General features: G+C 57.5%; 16 protein-coding genes. 7 read left to right on the forward strand and 9 right to left on the reverse strand.

What is annotated here, in order from left to right; all coding sequences use genetic code 11:
- Nucleotides 1-2 precede the first annotated feature (2 nt).
- Nucleotides 3-2,396, reverse strand: a complete 2,394-nt coding sequence (locus B9A19_RS15535) for an RHS repeat protein (protein WP_084091869.1) — start codon at nt 2,394-2,396, stop codon at nt 3-5.
- Nucleotides 2,397-2,877: 481 nt separating this feature from the next.
- Nucleotides 2,878-3,318 (reverse strand): Tgi2PP family T6SS immunity protein, encoded by a 441-nt coding sequence (locus B9A19_RS15540; protein ID WP_139798891.1) that lies wholly within the window; start codon nt 3,316-3,318, stop codon nt 2,878-2,880.
- A 270-nt stretch (nt 3,319-3,588) separates the two neighbouring features.
- Between B9A19_RS15540 and B9A19_RS15545 the strand changes: the two genes are divergently transcribed.
- From B9A19_RS15545 to B9A19_RS15560, 4 genes are all read left to right on the forward strand, one after another.
- Complete coding sequence (locus B9A19_RS15545) at nt 3,589-3,954, forward strand: cupin domain-containing protein (RefSeq protein WP_084091873.1); 366 nt, start codon at nt 3,589-3,591, stop codon at nt 3,952-3,954.
- Between the two features lie 235 nt (nt 3,955-4,189).
- Nucleotides 4,190-4,645, forward strand: coding sequence for a hypothetical protein (locus B9A19_RS15550; RefSeq protein WP_084091875.1), 456 nt, complete (start codon nt 4,190-4,192; stop codon nt 4,643-4,645).
- A 115-nt stretch (nt 4,646-4,760) separates the two neighbouring features.
- Nucleotides 4,761-5,129, forward strand: coding sequence for a DUF5071 domain-containing protein (locus B9A19_RS15555; protein WP_139798892.1), 369 nt, complete (start codon nt 4,761-4,763; stop codon nt 5,127-5,129).
- 84 nt (nt 5,130-5,213) lie between these two features.
- On the forward strand, nt 5,214-5,654 hold the full coding sequence (locus tag B9A19_RS15560; RefSeq protein WP_139798893.1) for a hypothetical protein: 441 nt from the start codon (nt 5,214-5,216) through the stop codon (nt 5,652-5,654).
- A gap of 113 nt (nt 5,655-5,767) precedes the next feature.
- Here the strand turns inward: B9A19_RS15560 and B9A19_RS15565 are convergent, their stop codons facing one another.
- The 3 genes from B9A19_RS15565 to B9A19_RS15575 form a co-directional block, all read right to left on the reverse strand.
- The gene (locus tag B9A19_RS15565; protein ID WP_084091880.1) at nt 5,768-6,931 is read right to left on the reverse strand and encodes an alpha/beta hydrolase family protein; all 1,164 of its coding nucleotides are present in this window, start codon (nt 6,929-6,931) and stop codon (nt 5,768-5,770) included.
- 257 nt (nt 6,932-7,188) lie between these two features.
- The gene (locus B9A19_RS15570; RefSeq protein WP_176216964.1) at nt 7,189-7,821 is read right to left on the reverse strand and encodes an SLATT domain-containing protein; all 633 of its coding nucleotides are present in this window, start codon (nt 7,819-7,821) and stop codon (nt 7,189-7,191) included.
- 282 nt (nt 7,822-8,103) lie between these two features.
- Nucleotides 8,104-9,618, reverse strand: a complete 1,515-nt coding sequence (locus B9A19_RS15575) for a basic secretory protein-like protein (RefSeq protein WP_245804356.1) — start codon at nt 9,616-9,618, stop codon at nt 8,104-8,106.
- Nucleotides 9,619-10,237: 619 nt separating this feature from the next.
- Here B9A19_RS15575 and B9A19_RS15580 point away from each other — a divergent pair.
- From B9A19_RS15580 to B9A19_RS15590, 3 genes are all read left to right on the forward strand, one after another.
- Entirely contained in the window at nt 10,238-10,987 is a 750-nt protein-coding gene (locus B9A19_RS15580; RefSeq protein WP_139798895.1) for a hypothetical protein, read from the forward strand.
- A 582-nt stretch (nt 10,988-11,569) separates the two neighbouring features.
- Entirely contained in the window at nt 11,570-12,169 is a 600-nt protein-coding gene (locus B9A19_RS15585) for a hypothetical protein (RefSeq protein ID WP_084091888.1), read from the forward strand.
- 414 nt (nt 12,170-12,583) lie between these two features.
- A complete protein-coding gene (locus tag B9A19_RS15590) occupies nt 12,584-13,237 on the forward strand; it encodes a hypothetical protein (protein WP_139798896.1) in 654 nt (217 codons plus the stop codon).
- An 86-nt stretch (nt 13,238-13,323) separates the two neighbouring features.
- Here the strand turns inward: B9A19_RS15590 and B9A19_RS15595 are convergent, their stop codons facing one another.
- From B9A19_RS15595 to ftsX, 4 genes are all read right to left on the reverse strand, one after another.
- A complete protein-coding gene (locus tag B9A19_RS15595; RefSeq protein WP_084091892.1) occupies nt 13,324-13,863 on the reverse strand; it encodes a hypothetical protein in 540 nt (179 codons plus the stop codon).
- Complete coding sequence (locus B9A19_RS15600) at nt 13,860-14,255, reverse strand: hypothetical protein (RefSeq protein ID WP_084091894.1); 396 nt, start codon at nt 14,253-14,255, stop codon at nt 13,860-13,862. Before B9A19_RS15600 ends, B9A19_RS15595 begins: the two co-directional genes overlap by 4 nt.
- Nucleotides 14,256-14,483: 228 nt before the next feature.
- Nucleotides 14,484-15,335, reverse strand: a complete 852-nt coding sequence (gene rpoH / locus B9A19_RS15605; RefSeq protein ID WP_084091896.1) for an RNA polymerase sigma factor RpoH — start codon at nt 15,333-15,335, stop codon at nt 14,484-14,486.
- Nucleotides 15,336-15,637: 302 nt separating this feature from the next.
- Nucleotides 15,638-16,543, reverse strand: coding sequence for a permease-like cell division protein FtsX (gene ftsX, locus B9A19_RS15610; protein WP_084091899.1), 906 nt, complete (start codon nt 16,541-16,543; stop codon nt 15,638-15,640).
- Nucleotides 16,544-16,545: the final 2 nt, after the last annotated feature.

The raw sequence follows: 16,545 nt of genomic DNA on the forward strand, positions 1-16,545 counted from the left end.
TTTTATTGGGCCTTGGCTTGCTGGGCCGGCGGCGTACGCTGGGCCTTGGCCTGCTGCAGCGCATTAGCCAGCGTGCCATCCGGGTCATAGCGGTCTTCGCGCTTGATGTTGCCATCGTCAAACAAGTCGTAATGAATACGGCCGTTGCGGTTATCGCGAATGTCGGTCAGGCGGTGCGCCGCGTCGTAGTCGTAGCTGAGCGTGCTGCCATCCGGGAAGTGCACCACCTTGAGCTGACCGGCCAGGTCGTAATCAAACGTGGTTTGCTCGCTGCCGGTTTTACGGGTCTTCAGGCGACCGCGCGGGTCATAGCCAAATGTGGTGGTCTGCTGATTGATGTCGATCATGCTCAGCAGATTGCCGTTGTCATCGTACTTGGTGAATTGCGTGATCTGCCCGGCAGGATTGGTGATGGTGGCGACGTTACGGCTGGTGTCGTAGGTATAGGTGGTGGTCTTGCTATCCGGATTGGTGGCGGTAAGCACCAATCCATAACTACCATACGTCCAGCTCCAAACGCGCTTCGCACCATTACTGGCAGTCACTGTCTTCGTCAGTAAATTGCCACTCGTATCATAGTCGTACTTGGTTTTGCGATTCGGCTCGGTGACCGTATCAGGCAGGGCCCACGTTGAGTTCCAAATTGTCGTAATGGTGCGTTCCCGTGGCGAACCCTTCGCTTCGGTGCGACTGGTTTCCAGATTACGCGTCAAGTCGTAGATGTAGGTTGTGGTGACGCCATTAAAGTCTGTATGACTGGCCACGTTGCTGTTTACATCGTAAGTAAATGACTGCGAGCGCACATTCCCAATACCATAGCTTTCCCGATAAACATTAACCTTGGGCACCCCCGCCGCCACCTGCAATACGCGTGTTCGTACTGCTCCCAAGCTATCCGTCGTCACGGACTGCCCGTCGGTATCAAACGATACCGTGACTTGGTTTCGTCCATCGCCTTGATACGATATCGCACCACGGCCTTGCGTATCGTATTTCCAGGTCGCATAACGCTGCCGGTTTTCATCCATCACGCCGGTCAATGCCGAAGGATGGCTGTTATCCTCATACAAGTAGGTTTTGCTGGCACGATCTGGGTAGGTCACCGTCGACAAATTCCCTAATGCATCATAACTGTAGTTGATCGCGCCACCGTCAGGTGTAGTAATTGACATAATTGCGCGAGAATACGAGTTTGCATATGCTACCGTGAACGTTCTCGCGCCGACCAAATCAACAATATTATCAATTTGTTGCCAATAGTCTTTCCTGTAATTGACTTGAAGCACGGGAACACCCGCCTTATTAACAGAGATCAAGCGTCCTCCAGAGTCGTACGTCCGGCTATCACCGTTAAGCTCTCGATATTCCCATGTTGTCGTTGCCCCAGATCCGTCGATATTGCGAATTAGCTGCTCCGCATGCCTCCCGCCAGCCGTCCACGTTTCATAGCTGCTCGTCTTGCTCGAAGGATAATAGGATACCCGGCGCCCATTCCCCAAAACCAAGAGTGCGATATTCCGGCCATCTGGAGCAATCAAAGTGCTTTGAAAGTCAAAAATCCAGCCCACCGGAACTCGGCTACGATCAATCGCAGTCCCCGCACTGGGGTATACCTGCAGCGTATAGTCAGCAGGCACTTTAGGGGCTTTACCAAGAAACTTTGGATACTTGAGAACTTCATCAAGCGTGAGCGGATTTTGATGCATGGTGCCAGCAAGATCGCTAGAAATACTACTATTGTAATTACGCTCTATATTGAAATGGGGAGAACGAAAATCGACCTCACTCTCAAATACATTCCCGCTAGTGGCATCTATAGGATCCCCCTCCCCATCGCAACCGCAGTCCCCAGGCAATTCATCCGCAACGACCGCGGTATCCGAAACGCAGACGTCTGAATCCGGACTAGATGTAAAGCCGATCGGGCAGGACATCAGGCGAATTAGAAAGTAATGCCCGCTATCACCACGCGGCCCCAATATCCATTGATATGCCATACTCCAGAAATCAATGCCACGAAGCTTCGCATCATATGGAGGATCTATTGAGAGAACATGATCAGGTTTATAGCTATAATAAATATCATAGGCAGGGTAGTCAGTTTGGTATTCCAGTCGATAAAACGCCAGATCTGCGTCCGCAGTAACCCAGGTATCGACGCACCCTCCATAAGCTCCATTTTCATGCAAAAAATATGCCGCCGCGACGGGATCTCTAAAGAATAAAGTCTGCGGAACAATGATTCCACCGGCAACCGCACAAGGACTATCGTTAGTACTGTTTTCGACATTTGGATGAGCCCAAAAGTCAATGGGTGGTACAGTCACCGCATAAACGGGGCTGGCAGAAAAAATCAATGCGGATGCGGCCATTCCAAATAGGAAGTTTTTTTTCATTTCTCTTCAAATCCAATTTAAATTCAAACTTCCCGGCGCAATCCCATTCGAACATGGAGCGCCCAGATGTTTCTGAGGACGGCCCAGCAAGGCAGCCCCGTTGACCAACGCTGTCCTCCGGCTCGGACGGCGGGAATGAGGACAATCGGCCCCAACCTCTCGACTGCGCAGCGCATAGGTTCATACAAATACTTGGCAACCTTAGAGCGCACGACTTCTGCTCAAAACCTCCAGCGGACAAGCTGCGCCAGGATTGACGATGGAAAACCAGATCACACCCTTAAAAAAAACAAATAAATTCAGTAAGAAAAAAGTCAGCATTTGTCTGGGAAGGGTTTTACCTATGCGCAAGAAAAACGCCTATACCAACCCGACGAACGGTAGAAGCTGACAGCGTATGTGGGGGCAAATACAACAGACAACCACGGACCTTGTCCGGAGCAAGCTGCGGCGCATTGCGTCCTGCTTCCCGACGCCCCCACTAACAAAGCCGATCAAGCAAGCCGCTTTCATCCCCAATCTGCTTGCCTGTTCTCTGGCTGATGCCTGTTTGTATTTTCCGCAGCCCGGCAAAATCAAACCGGGTGCATTTATGTCCCTCGATCACGTTGCCGGTACTCCGGCTGACCAGGTACCAGCCCAGTACCTGCGTCGCCAGCGCTTGTGTCGAGTCGTACTGCAGCGTGAACGAGTACACGCCCTCAACGGGTGCGGCATTCTTCTCGATGAACATGCCGTGCTTGCCCAGCTTGAATCCATCATGCCGGGCCGCCAACAGCGCCAGTTGCTCGGCCTGTGCTTCGGTAAGGCCGGATGCAGCCACCTGCGCAGGGGTAAACAGCGGCGGCACCCGGATTCCCGCTGCAGCAGCGAGGTTGGCAAGCAGCAACGCCGCCAGTACCAGCCATTTCATGCGGGGCATGTCATGCGCTCCTTCACTTTCTCGATGATGCTGATGGTATAGGTATCGAAAATTCAGGGACAGGTCTTGTATTTTGCATCCCCACCCCGCTGGAACCACGCAAAACGCCAAGACTGACCCCGGCTTTCCTGCTGCCAATCAACTGATTTGGCGATGAAAAATCACTAGGCTTGGCGCGCCAACCAGATCAAGCTTGGATGCCCCAAACCGCGCGGCAAGTGCGCGTAACGCCGCCAGCAGGGTTTTGTTAACGACTCACGGCAGGGCCCCATGTCAGAACCAGCCATCAATTTGCAGGACAAACTGGCCCGCTTTGCGGATCACTGGTCACCCCGCGTGATCGCCGAAATGAATGACTACCAGTTCAAGCTCGCCAAGATTCAGGGCGAGTTCGTCTGGCATGCGCATGCGGATACCGACGAGGTGTTCATCGTGCTGGCCGGCGCAATGCAGATCGAGTTCAGGGACAAAACCGTCGCTCTGGCCGCCGGGGAAATGTATGTCGTGCCCAAGGGCGTGGAACACAGACCGTCGGCGGAACAGGAATGCTGCATCATGCTGGTGGAGCCACGCGGGGTGGTCAACACCGGTGAGGCGGGTGGCGCCTATACCGCGCAGAATGATGTCTGGGTTTAGAGCCGCGAACAAAACCCGGCTGGCCGCGTTACGCTCACTTGCCGTACGCCTTGTCCTGCCTGTGTTTCGAACATATTGAGCAAACACATTGACGGTCAAGTCTTGTATTTTGCCTTCCTGCCCCGTTGGAACGAGGCAAAATACCAAGCCTGATCCTCGATTTTGCCGTATACCCGGCGGCAGACCGCACCGACTCCCCATGCAGATCAAACTACACCTTCACGCAGTGCCGCGCATGTCAGCGCGCACCTACGATCCCGATCTGGATGACATTCGTTCCATGCTGGTGGATGTGTGCCGGACAATCGGGACGCAAGGCGATTTTCTGGTTTCCGGCTTTGGCGAGGCACGCTGGCCGCTTGATGTGCCAACCGATCTGCCGGTCTTTCTTGAGCAGTTGCCGGCAGTGCTGAGCGCGGTGCGCCAAGGTACCGGCGCTGGCCTGGATTTTTACGAACAGGGCATTGAGCGCACGATTTCATTCACGCCCATGGGCAAGCTGTATCTGGCCACCTGCACCAGCTGGACTGCCTGGCAAGCCGCGCCGGCCAGCATGACAATCGCACGCGCCGATCTTGAGCAGATGCTGCAAAACGCCAGCGATGCGTTCATGCACGCACTGCAGCACATGACGCCCGCGCTGGCCCGCCATGCCTGGGTCAGGCAATGGCTGGCTGGCGCGGCCGTGTAATCTTGCCAAAGCAGCCACCCGCGCGCAGCTGTCGCTAAAATCAGGGCTGGTTTATTCGGTAACGGGTGCAGGCAAGGCGAATCGCCCCACCTCCCCCAAGGCAAGCAGGCACAGCATGATCATCCAGGACAAACACGATATGGCAGGCGTGGACGCGCTATCGCACTTGGGCTATCCAGCCATTGCGCCCGCCCTGCCGGGCTTGCTGGAATGGCTTCAAGACCCGAACTGGCCGGTGGCCCTGCCACTTGCCCGGCTGCTGGCTACGGTGGGCGAGCCCGTCGTGCCCCATCTGCTGGACGTATTGCGCGGCAGCGACGGCGCGTGGAAGCGTACGTGCATCGAGCACCTGGCAACGCAGCTTGCCACGCCAGCCCGGCTCATGCTCGGCGACGAATTGGCCCGGCTGGCCCACGCCCCAACACCACAAGATGTGGCCGAGGACGTTCACCTCGCCGCGCAAGCGGCACTTGATGGGGCGTGATTCATCATCCGCTCATCGCAGCGCGCCATGCGGCACGCGGCACGCGGCACGCGGCACCATGACATAGCACTGGATACCCCGCCGATGCTGGCACTGCCTGAACTGATCATCCCTCTTTTTCGCACCGCGGGCTGGCGGCCTTCTGCTGCCTGGCATGCCGGCGGCCATACTGCACTGAGCGCAGCCGATGCCGCACGGCATATTGTTGACGAGTTCAACGGGCTTTGCGTAGGCAGCTGTGGCCCTGGCGTCGAACAAGCGGCAGGTGACGTGCGTTTTCTTGCCGCCGTCCCCGTGCTTCCATCCGGCTTCCTTGCGCCGTGGCAGCCTGCAATCGGCGAGGTCTGCCAGTTTGCCTGCGCGCATCATGACCACATGATGCTCTTTGCCGGGGCGGGCGAGCGCTACTATATTTTCACCGACCCGGACGAGCGCCTGTATGCCGCAGGCAACGACTTTGGCGAACTGATGCGCATACTGCTGTGGGGCTACCGATTTGGCCCGGAAATAGCGCGCAGGGCTTGAGGTCCTGGGCGGCCCAATGGCCCCAGTCTGCGCCATGCTTCGGATTTAGCTTGGCGCAAAATCCAGAACCTCCCTCAATTTCAACACCCCCAGTGCCAGCTGCCGCCCTTTTATCACGGCGCCTGGGTGCTGCCTGGCCAAACGACCTGGTCATCGGCCAGATAGAGATGGCAGGGCTTGCCTTTTGAGTTTGCCTGGCAATAGTACATCGCCCATGCCTGTGGATCGTCGTAGTCAGAAGCAAATCCGCACCCGCCGCCCTCTGAAAATGCAAAAGCACGCGGAGACGCCGCGGTAGATACGTATTGCTTGTATTTTTCTTTGCATGCCGATACGGCATATTCAGGCAGCTTTGAAAAATCATTGAGCGCCGCATAACCGCTGCCGGTCAGCTTTTTATAACCATACTCCGGATAGGCTTCTTTGGTCGGCAGAGACAATGCAGCCAATTTGCGCTCGACAACTGGCCACCAGTATTTGTCGAATCCCTCGAGCGAGCCAAACAGCATGTGTCCATCGTCGCGAAATTTTTCAAGCACCACAAGCTCGGGCTTCTTGGGGCCTTTGCTATAGGCGGCATGCATTTTCCGGACGATATCCGGGGGGAATATCTTGTCATTTTCCGGATAGAGCCAGATTGAATCGAGTTTCGCGCTCGCGCCGACTTTTTCCGCAGCGTCAACCAGCGCACCCTCCCAATTGCAATCATCAAAGCGGACACCACCGGAGAAGTTCAGCACCAAACGCACCCCCGGCACTGCTTCAGATGCCATGGCCAGCGTGGAAAACCCGCCAAAGGAATGCCCGGCCACGACAATCTTGTCTTGATCGATGTAGGGCAGTTTGCGCAGAAACCTGATTGACTCGGCCAGGTCCTTGCCTTGCTGTTCGGCAGTGGCCAGAACCGCACAGCTGGGCTGGTTGAAGGTGCCATCCGACTTGCTGAATCCGCGCGGCATTGGCAGGGCAACCGCATACCCTCGTTTCAGAAATTCCTGCACCAGGATCGTATAGCGGTTTCTGGGCTGAAATGCAGGATTTCCCTTTTGCTTGCCACCATTGATGACCAGCAGCGGAAACGGCCCGTCACCTTTGGGCTTGAACACGGTGGTTTCAAGCTTTGTTTTCATGCCCATGAAATTTTCATCCACGGGGACCATGGCGATGGTTTCGCCCAAATCGGTGCGCAATGCCATCTCATTGCCTTGCGCCCAGGATGAAAGGGAAAAACACAAAAGTGCAGCCGTACAAAAAAGCAGGTATTTACCCAATTTCATAAAAACTCCTATCAAAAACGTATGGCTGAACTTCTATTTTTCCAACATGCCCGCAGACTTGATTGCAGAGGGATTGAATCCCGGCATGGCCATTTGAATAAAGAATGCAGAGGCATGCACCAAAAACACGGCACAAGGGGCTTGATCTGCCCCCGGCGTGTTCGGCAACCCTGCGTCGTAAAACGCAAAAACATCATCATCCGGGCCTGGTCGAGCAATGTGAATTGGCCGACGCTCGATGGGCGCGGCCCCTCGTGTCAAGACGGGCTTTGATTGGTCTTGATCGATTTCTGATATGCAGCCAGCTCCGACAACAGTGTCTGCCCCCAACGGCCCGTTTCCCCGATGGTGGCGGCGTGCAGCGAAGTGGCATAGGCAAGGATGATGCCGAACCCCTCTGTCAGAGGGGCGTCGGTTTCATGCTGGCCAGATCGATACTTGCACCAGCCAACACGCGATGCGGTAATGAGTTTCTCGAGTTCGAGCTGGGTCGATACGAACCGGATATGCCCCTCCGTGCCGCCAAATAGTGAATTGGCGGCCAGAAAGCTTGCCGAAGTCACGAGAGACACATATCCATAGTGCTGCCAGCCCTCAAAGAATTCTCCAGGGCCTCCTGGCAGCAGCGGGAGCAGCAAGCCTACGGTCCCGAATAGCCATGCGCCGAAGCGGGTAATGCCGGAAATCCATGCACGGGTGACCCGGCGACGGAAATAGTAAAGAACCTCTGCCTCTGCAAGATCGTCAACCGCAGCGAAGAGCGTGTTTAATGATTGTTCGGCTTGCGAGGGAGCCCAATCCAGCCCTGCCGTTTTTTCCCGAAATGCCCGAATGCGCCGGGGGTCTTCCGGGCGAATTCTTCCAGACAACGCAAGCGGCGCGTTTTCCATGCGATATATCCAGGTCATCGAGCAGAAATGACAAGCGTAGCAGTTGCCAGCAAGGCTGTCGCGGGCTCGGCCGATGTGGCTGGAAAATGCAAAATGCACACGCCCTGTTCGAAGCTGGCATTTTGCAAGCGGCATCTGCACCGTGGCGCACAGCTTGTGCTGAAGTACGCGCCATCGGGTAACAGGCGCCTCGCGGCGCCCTTTTCTGCTTGATACGGCCGGCCCGTGCCGTGTTCGCCCAGCTTCGGCAAACACGGCACGGGTCAGACCCGGATCAACCGCTTAGATGCTGGCCTGATACTCGGCCCACAGCACGCTCAGCCCCTGGCCCAGGATCTGGCGCAGCGCGGCGTCCCAGCTCCAGTTTTGCATGTCGCGCGCGCTGGCGTTCAGCTTGCGGGCAAAGTTGGGATCTTTGGTATCGGTCAGCCACTTGATGAAGAAGCCGGTTTCCGAATAGCCGGCATTGTAAAGCGCCCCCGGGCGGCGAACAGCGGCAGGGTGCAGGCCCAGCTCGATGCGCACGTAGTCGGCCAAGCCTTCCACAAACGCGCTGCCTTCATTGTTGGCGCTGGCGTTGCGCGGCGTGTATTGATAGCCGTGCGTGCCCTCGTGCGCAATCACGCCGATGACTTCATTGACCAGCGCTGCGTCGCTTTGCCCATTGCCGTTGTAGAAATTGACCAGATGCGCGGCGCTCATCCCCATGTTGATGACCGGCGGTTCGCCCGATTTCCAGCCGGGGTAGCCGTCCGGGTCAAGTTCGAAGCTGATGTCGGTAAACAGGTTGATCTGGTCGTTTTCGTTGAAGTAGATCACGCGGTTGATGTCCAGCATCTGATCGGCGATCAGCTTGGACAAGTTGGGCATGACACGGTTGACGAGCTGGGAACCAGCGCTGCCCACAGCCTTGTCGGTCACCACGATATTGGGCGCGCGGAAGTGATCCCAGCCGCCCGTATTGCTGGCTGCCCAGGTGGTCAGCGTGATGGGCGCGGTGGCCAGTGTTTTGCCATTGCCGTTGATGGCAGACACGCGGAAGGTATAGGCGGTGCCCGGGGTGAGGTTGTTGAGGATGGCGTAGCTCTGGTTGATGAGCGTGCTTTGCACCTCTTGATAGCTGCCATTGACCAGCTGCTCGACCACGTAGATTTCGTCGCCCGGGGCCTTGGCCCAGCTCAGGTTGATGCGCGTGGGCGAACCCACGGTGCCGTGAAACCCTGCCGGCGCAGTGCCGGTGCCGGCATCGCTTTTCTTGACGATGCGGATGCTGCTGGGCACATCGTTGAAGTTGTCGGCAAAGAAATTGGCGCGGTCGGAGGTGGCATACATGATGCGGCCACTGCCGGCGATCGGGGTTTCGGCATCAAACAGCAGCGCCACATAGCCATTGGTGACCTTGAGCGAACTCAGGTCGTTGTCCTTGATGCCGCGCGCCAACAGATCGGCCTTGGTATAGCTGCCCACCGGCAAGCCGACGCCGTAGCCGGTGTAATCGATGCCTTCATAAAAGGTAGCCACCGGTGGCTGCAGCGAGCCCAGCAGCTTCCATGAATTGCCTTCGGTGCCGGTTGGCTGCTCGTTCTGCGTCCACCATTTGGCCTCGAACACCGAGCCATTGAAGGTGACACGGCTGCCGGCGGTATACACGGTGCCGGCATTCCAGGCCGGGTATTGCTCGGCCGTGGCAGTTTGTTGCTGGCCGTCTTGCACGCTGGCGGCATGGACGTTGCCGCCGCATGCCAGGCCGGCAAACAGCGATGCAATCAAGAAGCTGATTTTTGTAGTTTGTTTCACAGTCGTTTCCATTGATTGAGAGCCGCCGAATCAGGGCCTAACCGAGCAACAGGGCCAGCCTGGCTACGCGGTGAGGCGCAGCCGGCCAGCTCAAGGTGGCGGCTCTTGATGTAGAGCGGCGCGCCGTTGCCAGGATGGCAGCAGCGACCGACACTCCTTTCTAATTCCTTAAGAAGTGCGGGCGAAGCTTAAAAGATTATTGTTACAAATGACATTAGAAAATGCTTATTTCTGAAAGAAATTTGCAAATCACCGCCAGTAATTTGATTTTTGGAAAAATATTTTCCGATCTTGTCGGGGCGCCGGGCATGCGGCAAAGCAACGTTCAGCCGGCCGGCGCAAGGCTGGCGGGGCCACCAGAGCCACTGCCCGGCAGGCCACGTTACGCTCACCGGCGGTTCACCTTGTGCGGCCTGCGTTTCGCATGCCTTGCCAGCACCATTGCACGCAAGTTGGCCGGCGGCGGCCTTATCGTTCGTACTCCGTGCGGGCTTTTGGCATAATGCGCTGCCCAGGCATGAAAGGCGTGGCGTCGCATGCCCGTTCGCATCCGTCACAGGCTGCAAGCATGCGATCAGCCCCGGCGTTCGTCATCACCGCTTTCAAGGACCGACCCATCGTGAAGCCCAAACTCGTATCGCGCCTTGTTGCAGGTGCATTTCTCACCGTCGCTGCAAGCTGCAGCATGGCGGGTCAGATTGTGTCTGGCCTGGGTTGGATCGCACGCGAATCCATCACGACGGATGCACAAGCGGTCACTGCGCCCAAGGTAGGCTACATTTTCATCGGCGATATCGACGCGCGCCTGCAAGACCAGACCATCCAGATTCAATTCACGCTGGGTAGCCAGGCCACCTGGGCAACACCGGGTCTGGCCGCCAGCATCGTCATGAACGATGGTGTAACCGGCCAGCCAGTAAGCCAGGGCAGCGCTGCCGGCCAGTACAGTGTTGTGGCGCTGGGCCTGAGTGCCGACTACAAAACGATGTTTGCCACGATCACCGTCCACAGCGGCACAAACGTGCTCGTCAAGCAGCCCGTGCTGGCCATCGCCGGTTCGGCCACTGCGGCGGACAACCCGCAAATCAATCATCTGAAAACGGTGATCGATGGCCTCGATCAGTGCGACACCAGGACCAAGAGCCTGCAGGTCTCGTTCAAGCACTATATTGCCCTGAGCAACCCGGCCGCGCTGGCCACCGATGCGACCGCCGTGCCGGACGAACACGTACGTGCCGCCGCAACCAATACCGGCTCGTTGCTGACCTTCTCGCCCGGCATTTTCATGCAGGTAGAAGCCACGCCAGCAGCCGGCAAGCTGGCCGCCTATGCCGAACTGATCGCAGCCCGGCAGGATCAGGTGCTTTGATGCGGCATTAAGAGCCGCTAACAAAACCCAGTGAAGCGGTGCTGGCAAGGCACGCGAAACGCAGACAGTACAAGGCGTACGGCAAGTGAGCGTAACGCCGCCAGCAGGGTTTTGTTAGCGGCTCTAAACGCCCGCGCTTCCTTGCGCAAGCGGGAGAATGCCGCCACCCGGCAAGGGCATCTTTAGATGCCTTTTTTCATGCCGCTGGCGAACAAGGGGCCAGCAGGCACAGTGGTTCACACTGCCACATGCGCGCGCGGCTGATGCAACGCAATACGCCAAGCCTGACACTGGATTTGCGCGATTCGTGCTTTGTACCTGCTTTTGGCATAATGGCGCGCTGCGGGGGCATGGCGCCAGCGCCCCCCACTGTGACTCAAACTGCAACCAGCCCCGGCGCTTGTGATCACTGCTTTCAAGGACCTACTCATTGTGAAGCCAACACTCGTATCGCGCCTTGTTGCAGGTACATTCATCACTATCGCAGCCAGCTGCAGCTTGGCAGGCCAGATTCAGTCTTCCAATACGTGGATTGCTCGCGAATCCATCACATCTGACGCGCAAACGCTAACGTCACCACAGATGAGCTATCGTTTCATCGGCGATATCGACGCGCGCCTGCAAGACCAGACCTTGCAGATTCAATTCACGCTGGGTAGCCAGGCCACCTGGGCAACGCCGGGTCTGGGCGCCAGCATCGTCATGAACGATGGTGTAACCGGCCAGCCAGTAAGCCAGGGCAGCGCTGCCGGCCAGTACAGCGTTGTGGCGCTGGGCCTGAGCGCCGACTACAAAACGGTGTTTGCCACGATCACCGTCCACAGCGGTACAAACGCGCTCGTCAAGCAGCCGGTGGTGGGCATCGCCGGTTCGGCCACTGCGGCAGACAACCCGCAAATCAATCATCTGAAAACGGTGATTGATGGCCTCGACCAGTGCGACACCAGGACCAAGAGCCTGCAGGTATCGTTCAAACACTATGTTGCCCTGAGCAACCCGGCGGCGCTGGCCACCAATGCAACCGCCATACCGGACGAGCACACGCGTGCCGCCGCAACCAATACCAGCGCAATACTGACCTTCTCGCCCGGTATCTTCATCGAGGTGCAAGCGACGCCGGTTGCCGACAAGCTGGCCGCCTATGCAGCAGTGATCGCCGCCAGGCAGGATCGGGCACTTTGATGCTGTTTTGATCGCGCCCGCGGCAGTGCACAAGCGGACAGCACAGCAGCAGCACGAGGGCATCTTCGGTGCCCTTTTTCATGCGCTTGGCAAACCTCGACCCGGCACACCTAACCGGTCAACCGGCAATCGGTGCATACAGCCCCCATGTGCAATAACTGACACCGGATTTGCGTGATTCGTATGTTGTATGTGCTTTTGGCATAATGGCGTGCCGAGGGATGTTGGGGCGACAGGGCCTCACCTGCAGGTGCCCCACTGATACCCGGAATACAATCGGCCCAATGTCCGGAATTGCAGCCTTAAGGACCACATAAAATCGTGAACTCGCAACGCATTGCACGTCTTATCGCTGGCGCATTTGCTGTCATCACCGCTAGCAACAGCTTTGCGGGTCAGGCCCAGTCGGCATATATGACCCTCGCACGTGAATCCATCACATCCGATGCACAGACCTTGCGCATACCCAGTGTTGCCTATCGTTTTTCGGGCGACATTGATGCACGCGTGCAAGACCAGACCTTCCAGATCCAGTTTACCCTGGCCGGCAAAGCCACTTGGGCGACACCCGGTTTGGCATCCTCCATCGTATTGACCGACGGCATATTTGCCACACCCGTCACGCAAGGCAACACCGCCGGCCAATATAGTGTGACTGCACTGGCTTTGAGTGCGGACAACAAAACCCTGTATGCCACGCTGACGATACACAGCAGCGTGAACGCACTGGTCAGGCAGCCGATTGTTTCCATCGCCAGTGCAAGCACGGCTTCGGACAATCCGCAGATCAACAACATGAAGTCGGTCATCGACGATATAGACCAATGCGATACGGCGGTTAAAAGCCAGGCTGTCTCGATCAAACACTATGTTGCCTTGAGCAATCCGGCAGCGCTGGCCACCGATGCCAACGCGATTCCGGACGAGCATGTTCGTTCGAACGCAACGAATACCACCAACCTGTTTACCTTCTCGCCCGGCATCCTCATGCAGGTGCAGGTCACGCCGGCAGGCAGCACGCTGGCCCATGCCGTGGCCGCAGCACGGCAAAATCCGGCACGGGCCTGATTTTCCCTGCCCCATCTGCCGGCCCAATAAAAAGGGCATTTTTCAGTGCCCTTTCCATCACAAGCCAACCATCACCAGGTACGCGGCTAATCGCGATGGGCAATGGTGATGCGCTGCAGCAAGGCAGCAAACACGCTTGCGTCCTCGGCAAAATGCGCAACATCGGAATACAGCGTTGCCGTATAGGATAACTGCGCCGTTTTGTCGAAATACACCACCGAGCGGCGCGGCTCGCCTTCTGCAGTGAGATAGGCCACCTGATCGGCTGGCACATTGCCCAGTCTGGCCGGCTCGCGTTTTCCGATCAATCTGGTACCCGGCACGGCCAGCAATTGATCCACCACCTGCGCGGCGCTGTCCGTGTCCGGGTCTTCGGCCGAGACGAACACATCCATCATGCGTTTTTCCGCAATGATGAACAATGCGCCATGATTCGGTGCAGGTGGCTTGTCGACATACATCCTGATGCCGGGCACCTGCTGCACCACCAGCCCGTAGTGCTGGTTGATATACGCGCCTTTCCTGATCTGCGCATGGCTGGTTTTCTGTTTCTCCCAATTTGAAATCGGGGCAGAAAAGCAGGCTGCAGAAATCACGAGCATGAATACCAGCAGCAGCGTTTTCATTTTACTGCGCACTCGCCTTTATGCTTGACCACGGAAAGGTAGGTGTTGGTGAACTTGATGTAGTAAACGGGGTTGACCGTGTTGTAGGGCACTTTTTTCATGCCGGCGATCCAGTCTTGCAGCGTCGAAACGCCGTAGAAGTGTTGTTTGTATTTTGTCGTGAAATAGTCGATGCATGCTTGGTAAGTCGGAAAATGCAGGTTCCGGCCGCCTGCTTTCGTCAGCCCGAAAATATTGTGCAGCAGCTTATTATGCTCATCCCTGCCCCATGTATCTTCAAACGCAACGAGGGCCAGCAAAAAATCCTCGTTGGTTGCGAGATTGCGCGCCATGGGGCGAATCAGCGGGATATAGGCATCGAAAAATTCTTGAAAGTTGGGGTTGCAGGCCACGCGCGTATCTTCCTGTCGCGAACACGAAAAACACATAACAACACGCTTACCAAGAATGCGTCAACAGCGTTAGTTTTTTGTGTCGGGCCCATCACAGGCGCAGCATGCCATGCTACGCCGCACCGCACACTTTTCGATTCGGCGCTCACCGCAGCTGCAGAAGTCTGTTGCGACACAATAAAAAAAGGGCATCTCACGATGCCCTTTTTCACGCCTACACAAGCACCATCAAGCCGGCAGCAGTGCCAGCTTCATTTTCTGCAGCGCCTTCACTTCGATCTGGCGAATGCGCTCGGCGGATACATTGTATTCTGCAGCCAGTTCGTGCAGCGTGAGGGCTTCGCCGTCGTCGGCCAGCCAGCGGGTTTCCACGATGCGACGGCTGCGCGGGTCCAGCGTGTCCAGCGCGCCTTCCAGCCCCTCGGACTGCAGGCGGTCGATGGCGCGGCGCTCCAGCGTTCTAACCGGCTCGTTGTCATGGTCGGCCAGCCAGTCGATCGGGGCGTAGCCTTCGTCGTCGCCATCGTCGGCCATCAGCGCCACGTCCTGGCCGCTCATGCGGGTTTCCATTTCCAGCACTTCTTCGGGCTTCACGCCGAGATCGTCGGCGATCTCTTTGGCCTGGGCCTGGGTGAGCGCGGCAAAGCCGGTCTTCATCGAGCGCAGGTTGAAGAAGAGCTTGCGCTGCGCCTTGGTGGTGGCCACACGGACCAGACGCCAGTTGCGCAGGATGTATTCGTGGATTTCAGCCTTGATCCAGTGCACGGCAAACGAGAACAGGCGCACGCCGCGATCAGGCTCGAAACGCTTTACCGCCTTCATCAGGCCGATATTGCCTTCCTGGATCAGATCGGCATGCGGCAGACCGTAACCGTTGTAGCCACGGGCAATCGATACCACTACGCGCAGATGCGAGAGCACCAGCTGGCGCGCGGCTTCAAGGTCTTCCTGCTCGCGAAAGCGCGTCGCCAGGTCAACCTCTTCTTCCGGCGTGAGCATGGGGACTGCGTTCACGCGCTGGATATAGCTTTCTATGCTGTCGCCGGCGGTGAGAACCGGCAGGGCCAAACTTGTTCCCATTGTTCACTCCTGTTCGCAAGCCTGCCAGGCAGGCCATCGTTGCCGCGATCGGCAGCAACGTTGTTGATGTTAGCACTCTGAACGTTGGAGTGCTAATGCATTTATCAGTTCCCTGATTCAAGCACGAGACAGGACTTTCTGCATGGCAATTGTTGCTATGCACACGATAGTTACAGGCAATCACGATCATGCACGTGGCTGGAAAAAACCCTGCCCGGTACAGGGATTTGATCCACGCCCTCCGCCGACAAGCCTTGCCAGCCATGGCTTTGCGGCCACCGCCGCGGGCTTGCACTCAGCGTTCAGTGAAACTTGCGCAGGTGCTTGCGCACCGCCAGCCAGGCGCCGCTGCTGCACAGCAGCAAAGTCACGCCGCACACCACGCCCGCTTCCAGCGGGCCGGGCAGCTGCAGTGTGAATTGTTGCCCATAGGCGTGCGCCAGGTCGGCCACGGCCGGGTTCAGCCAGTAAATGCCGCCGGCAACGATGCCGCAGGCAATCAACCCGCCCAGCAGGCCCTGGCTGAGTGCAAAGTAAAAGAACGGCCGGCGGATGAAGGCATCGGTGGCGCCAATCAGCTTGGCCACTTCGATTTCGTCATGCCGGGTAAGGATCTGCATGCGGATGGCGTTGCCGGTCAGCAGCACCAGCGCCACGGCCAGCAGCACCACCACCGCCTGCAACAGGGTCTGCCCCAGGCTCAACAAATGCTGTAGTCGCTGCGCCCAAGCCGAATCGAGCTGCGCACTATCCACGATGGGGTTGGCGGCCAGCTCTTTCTGTAGCCGCTCCAGCTGCAATGCCGGCGTGCTCAGTTTGGCCTTGAGCACGATGGCGTCGGGCAGCGGGTTGTTGTCCAGCCCGGCCAGCAGGTCGTCGACACCGACGGCGCTTTGCATGTCTTTCAGCGCCTGATCGCGCGGCACAAAGCGCACCTGCTGCAGCTCGGTATGGCCCTGCAGTTGTTTATATAGTGACTGGCCGGCCTCGGCCGGGGCATCGGTCTTGAGGAACACCGAAATCTGTGGCTCTACCGGCAGCTTTTGCGCCACGCCGGCCACGCTGCTGATCACCATGTACAGCGCCAGCGGAAAAGCGCCGGCAATGCCGATCACCAGCAGATTCATGCCGTTGGAGAACGGGTGGCGCAGCAGCGCCTTGATGGTGCGGGCGATGGCCAGACCGTGCAGGCGCAACCAGTGCTTCATGT

Source organism: Andreprevotia lacus DSM 23236, assembly GCF_900176275.1.
GTDB classification, from domain to species: Bacteria; Pseudomonadota; Gammaproteobacteria; order Burkholderiales; family Chitinibacteraceae; genus Andreprevotia; species Andreprevotia lacus.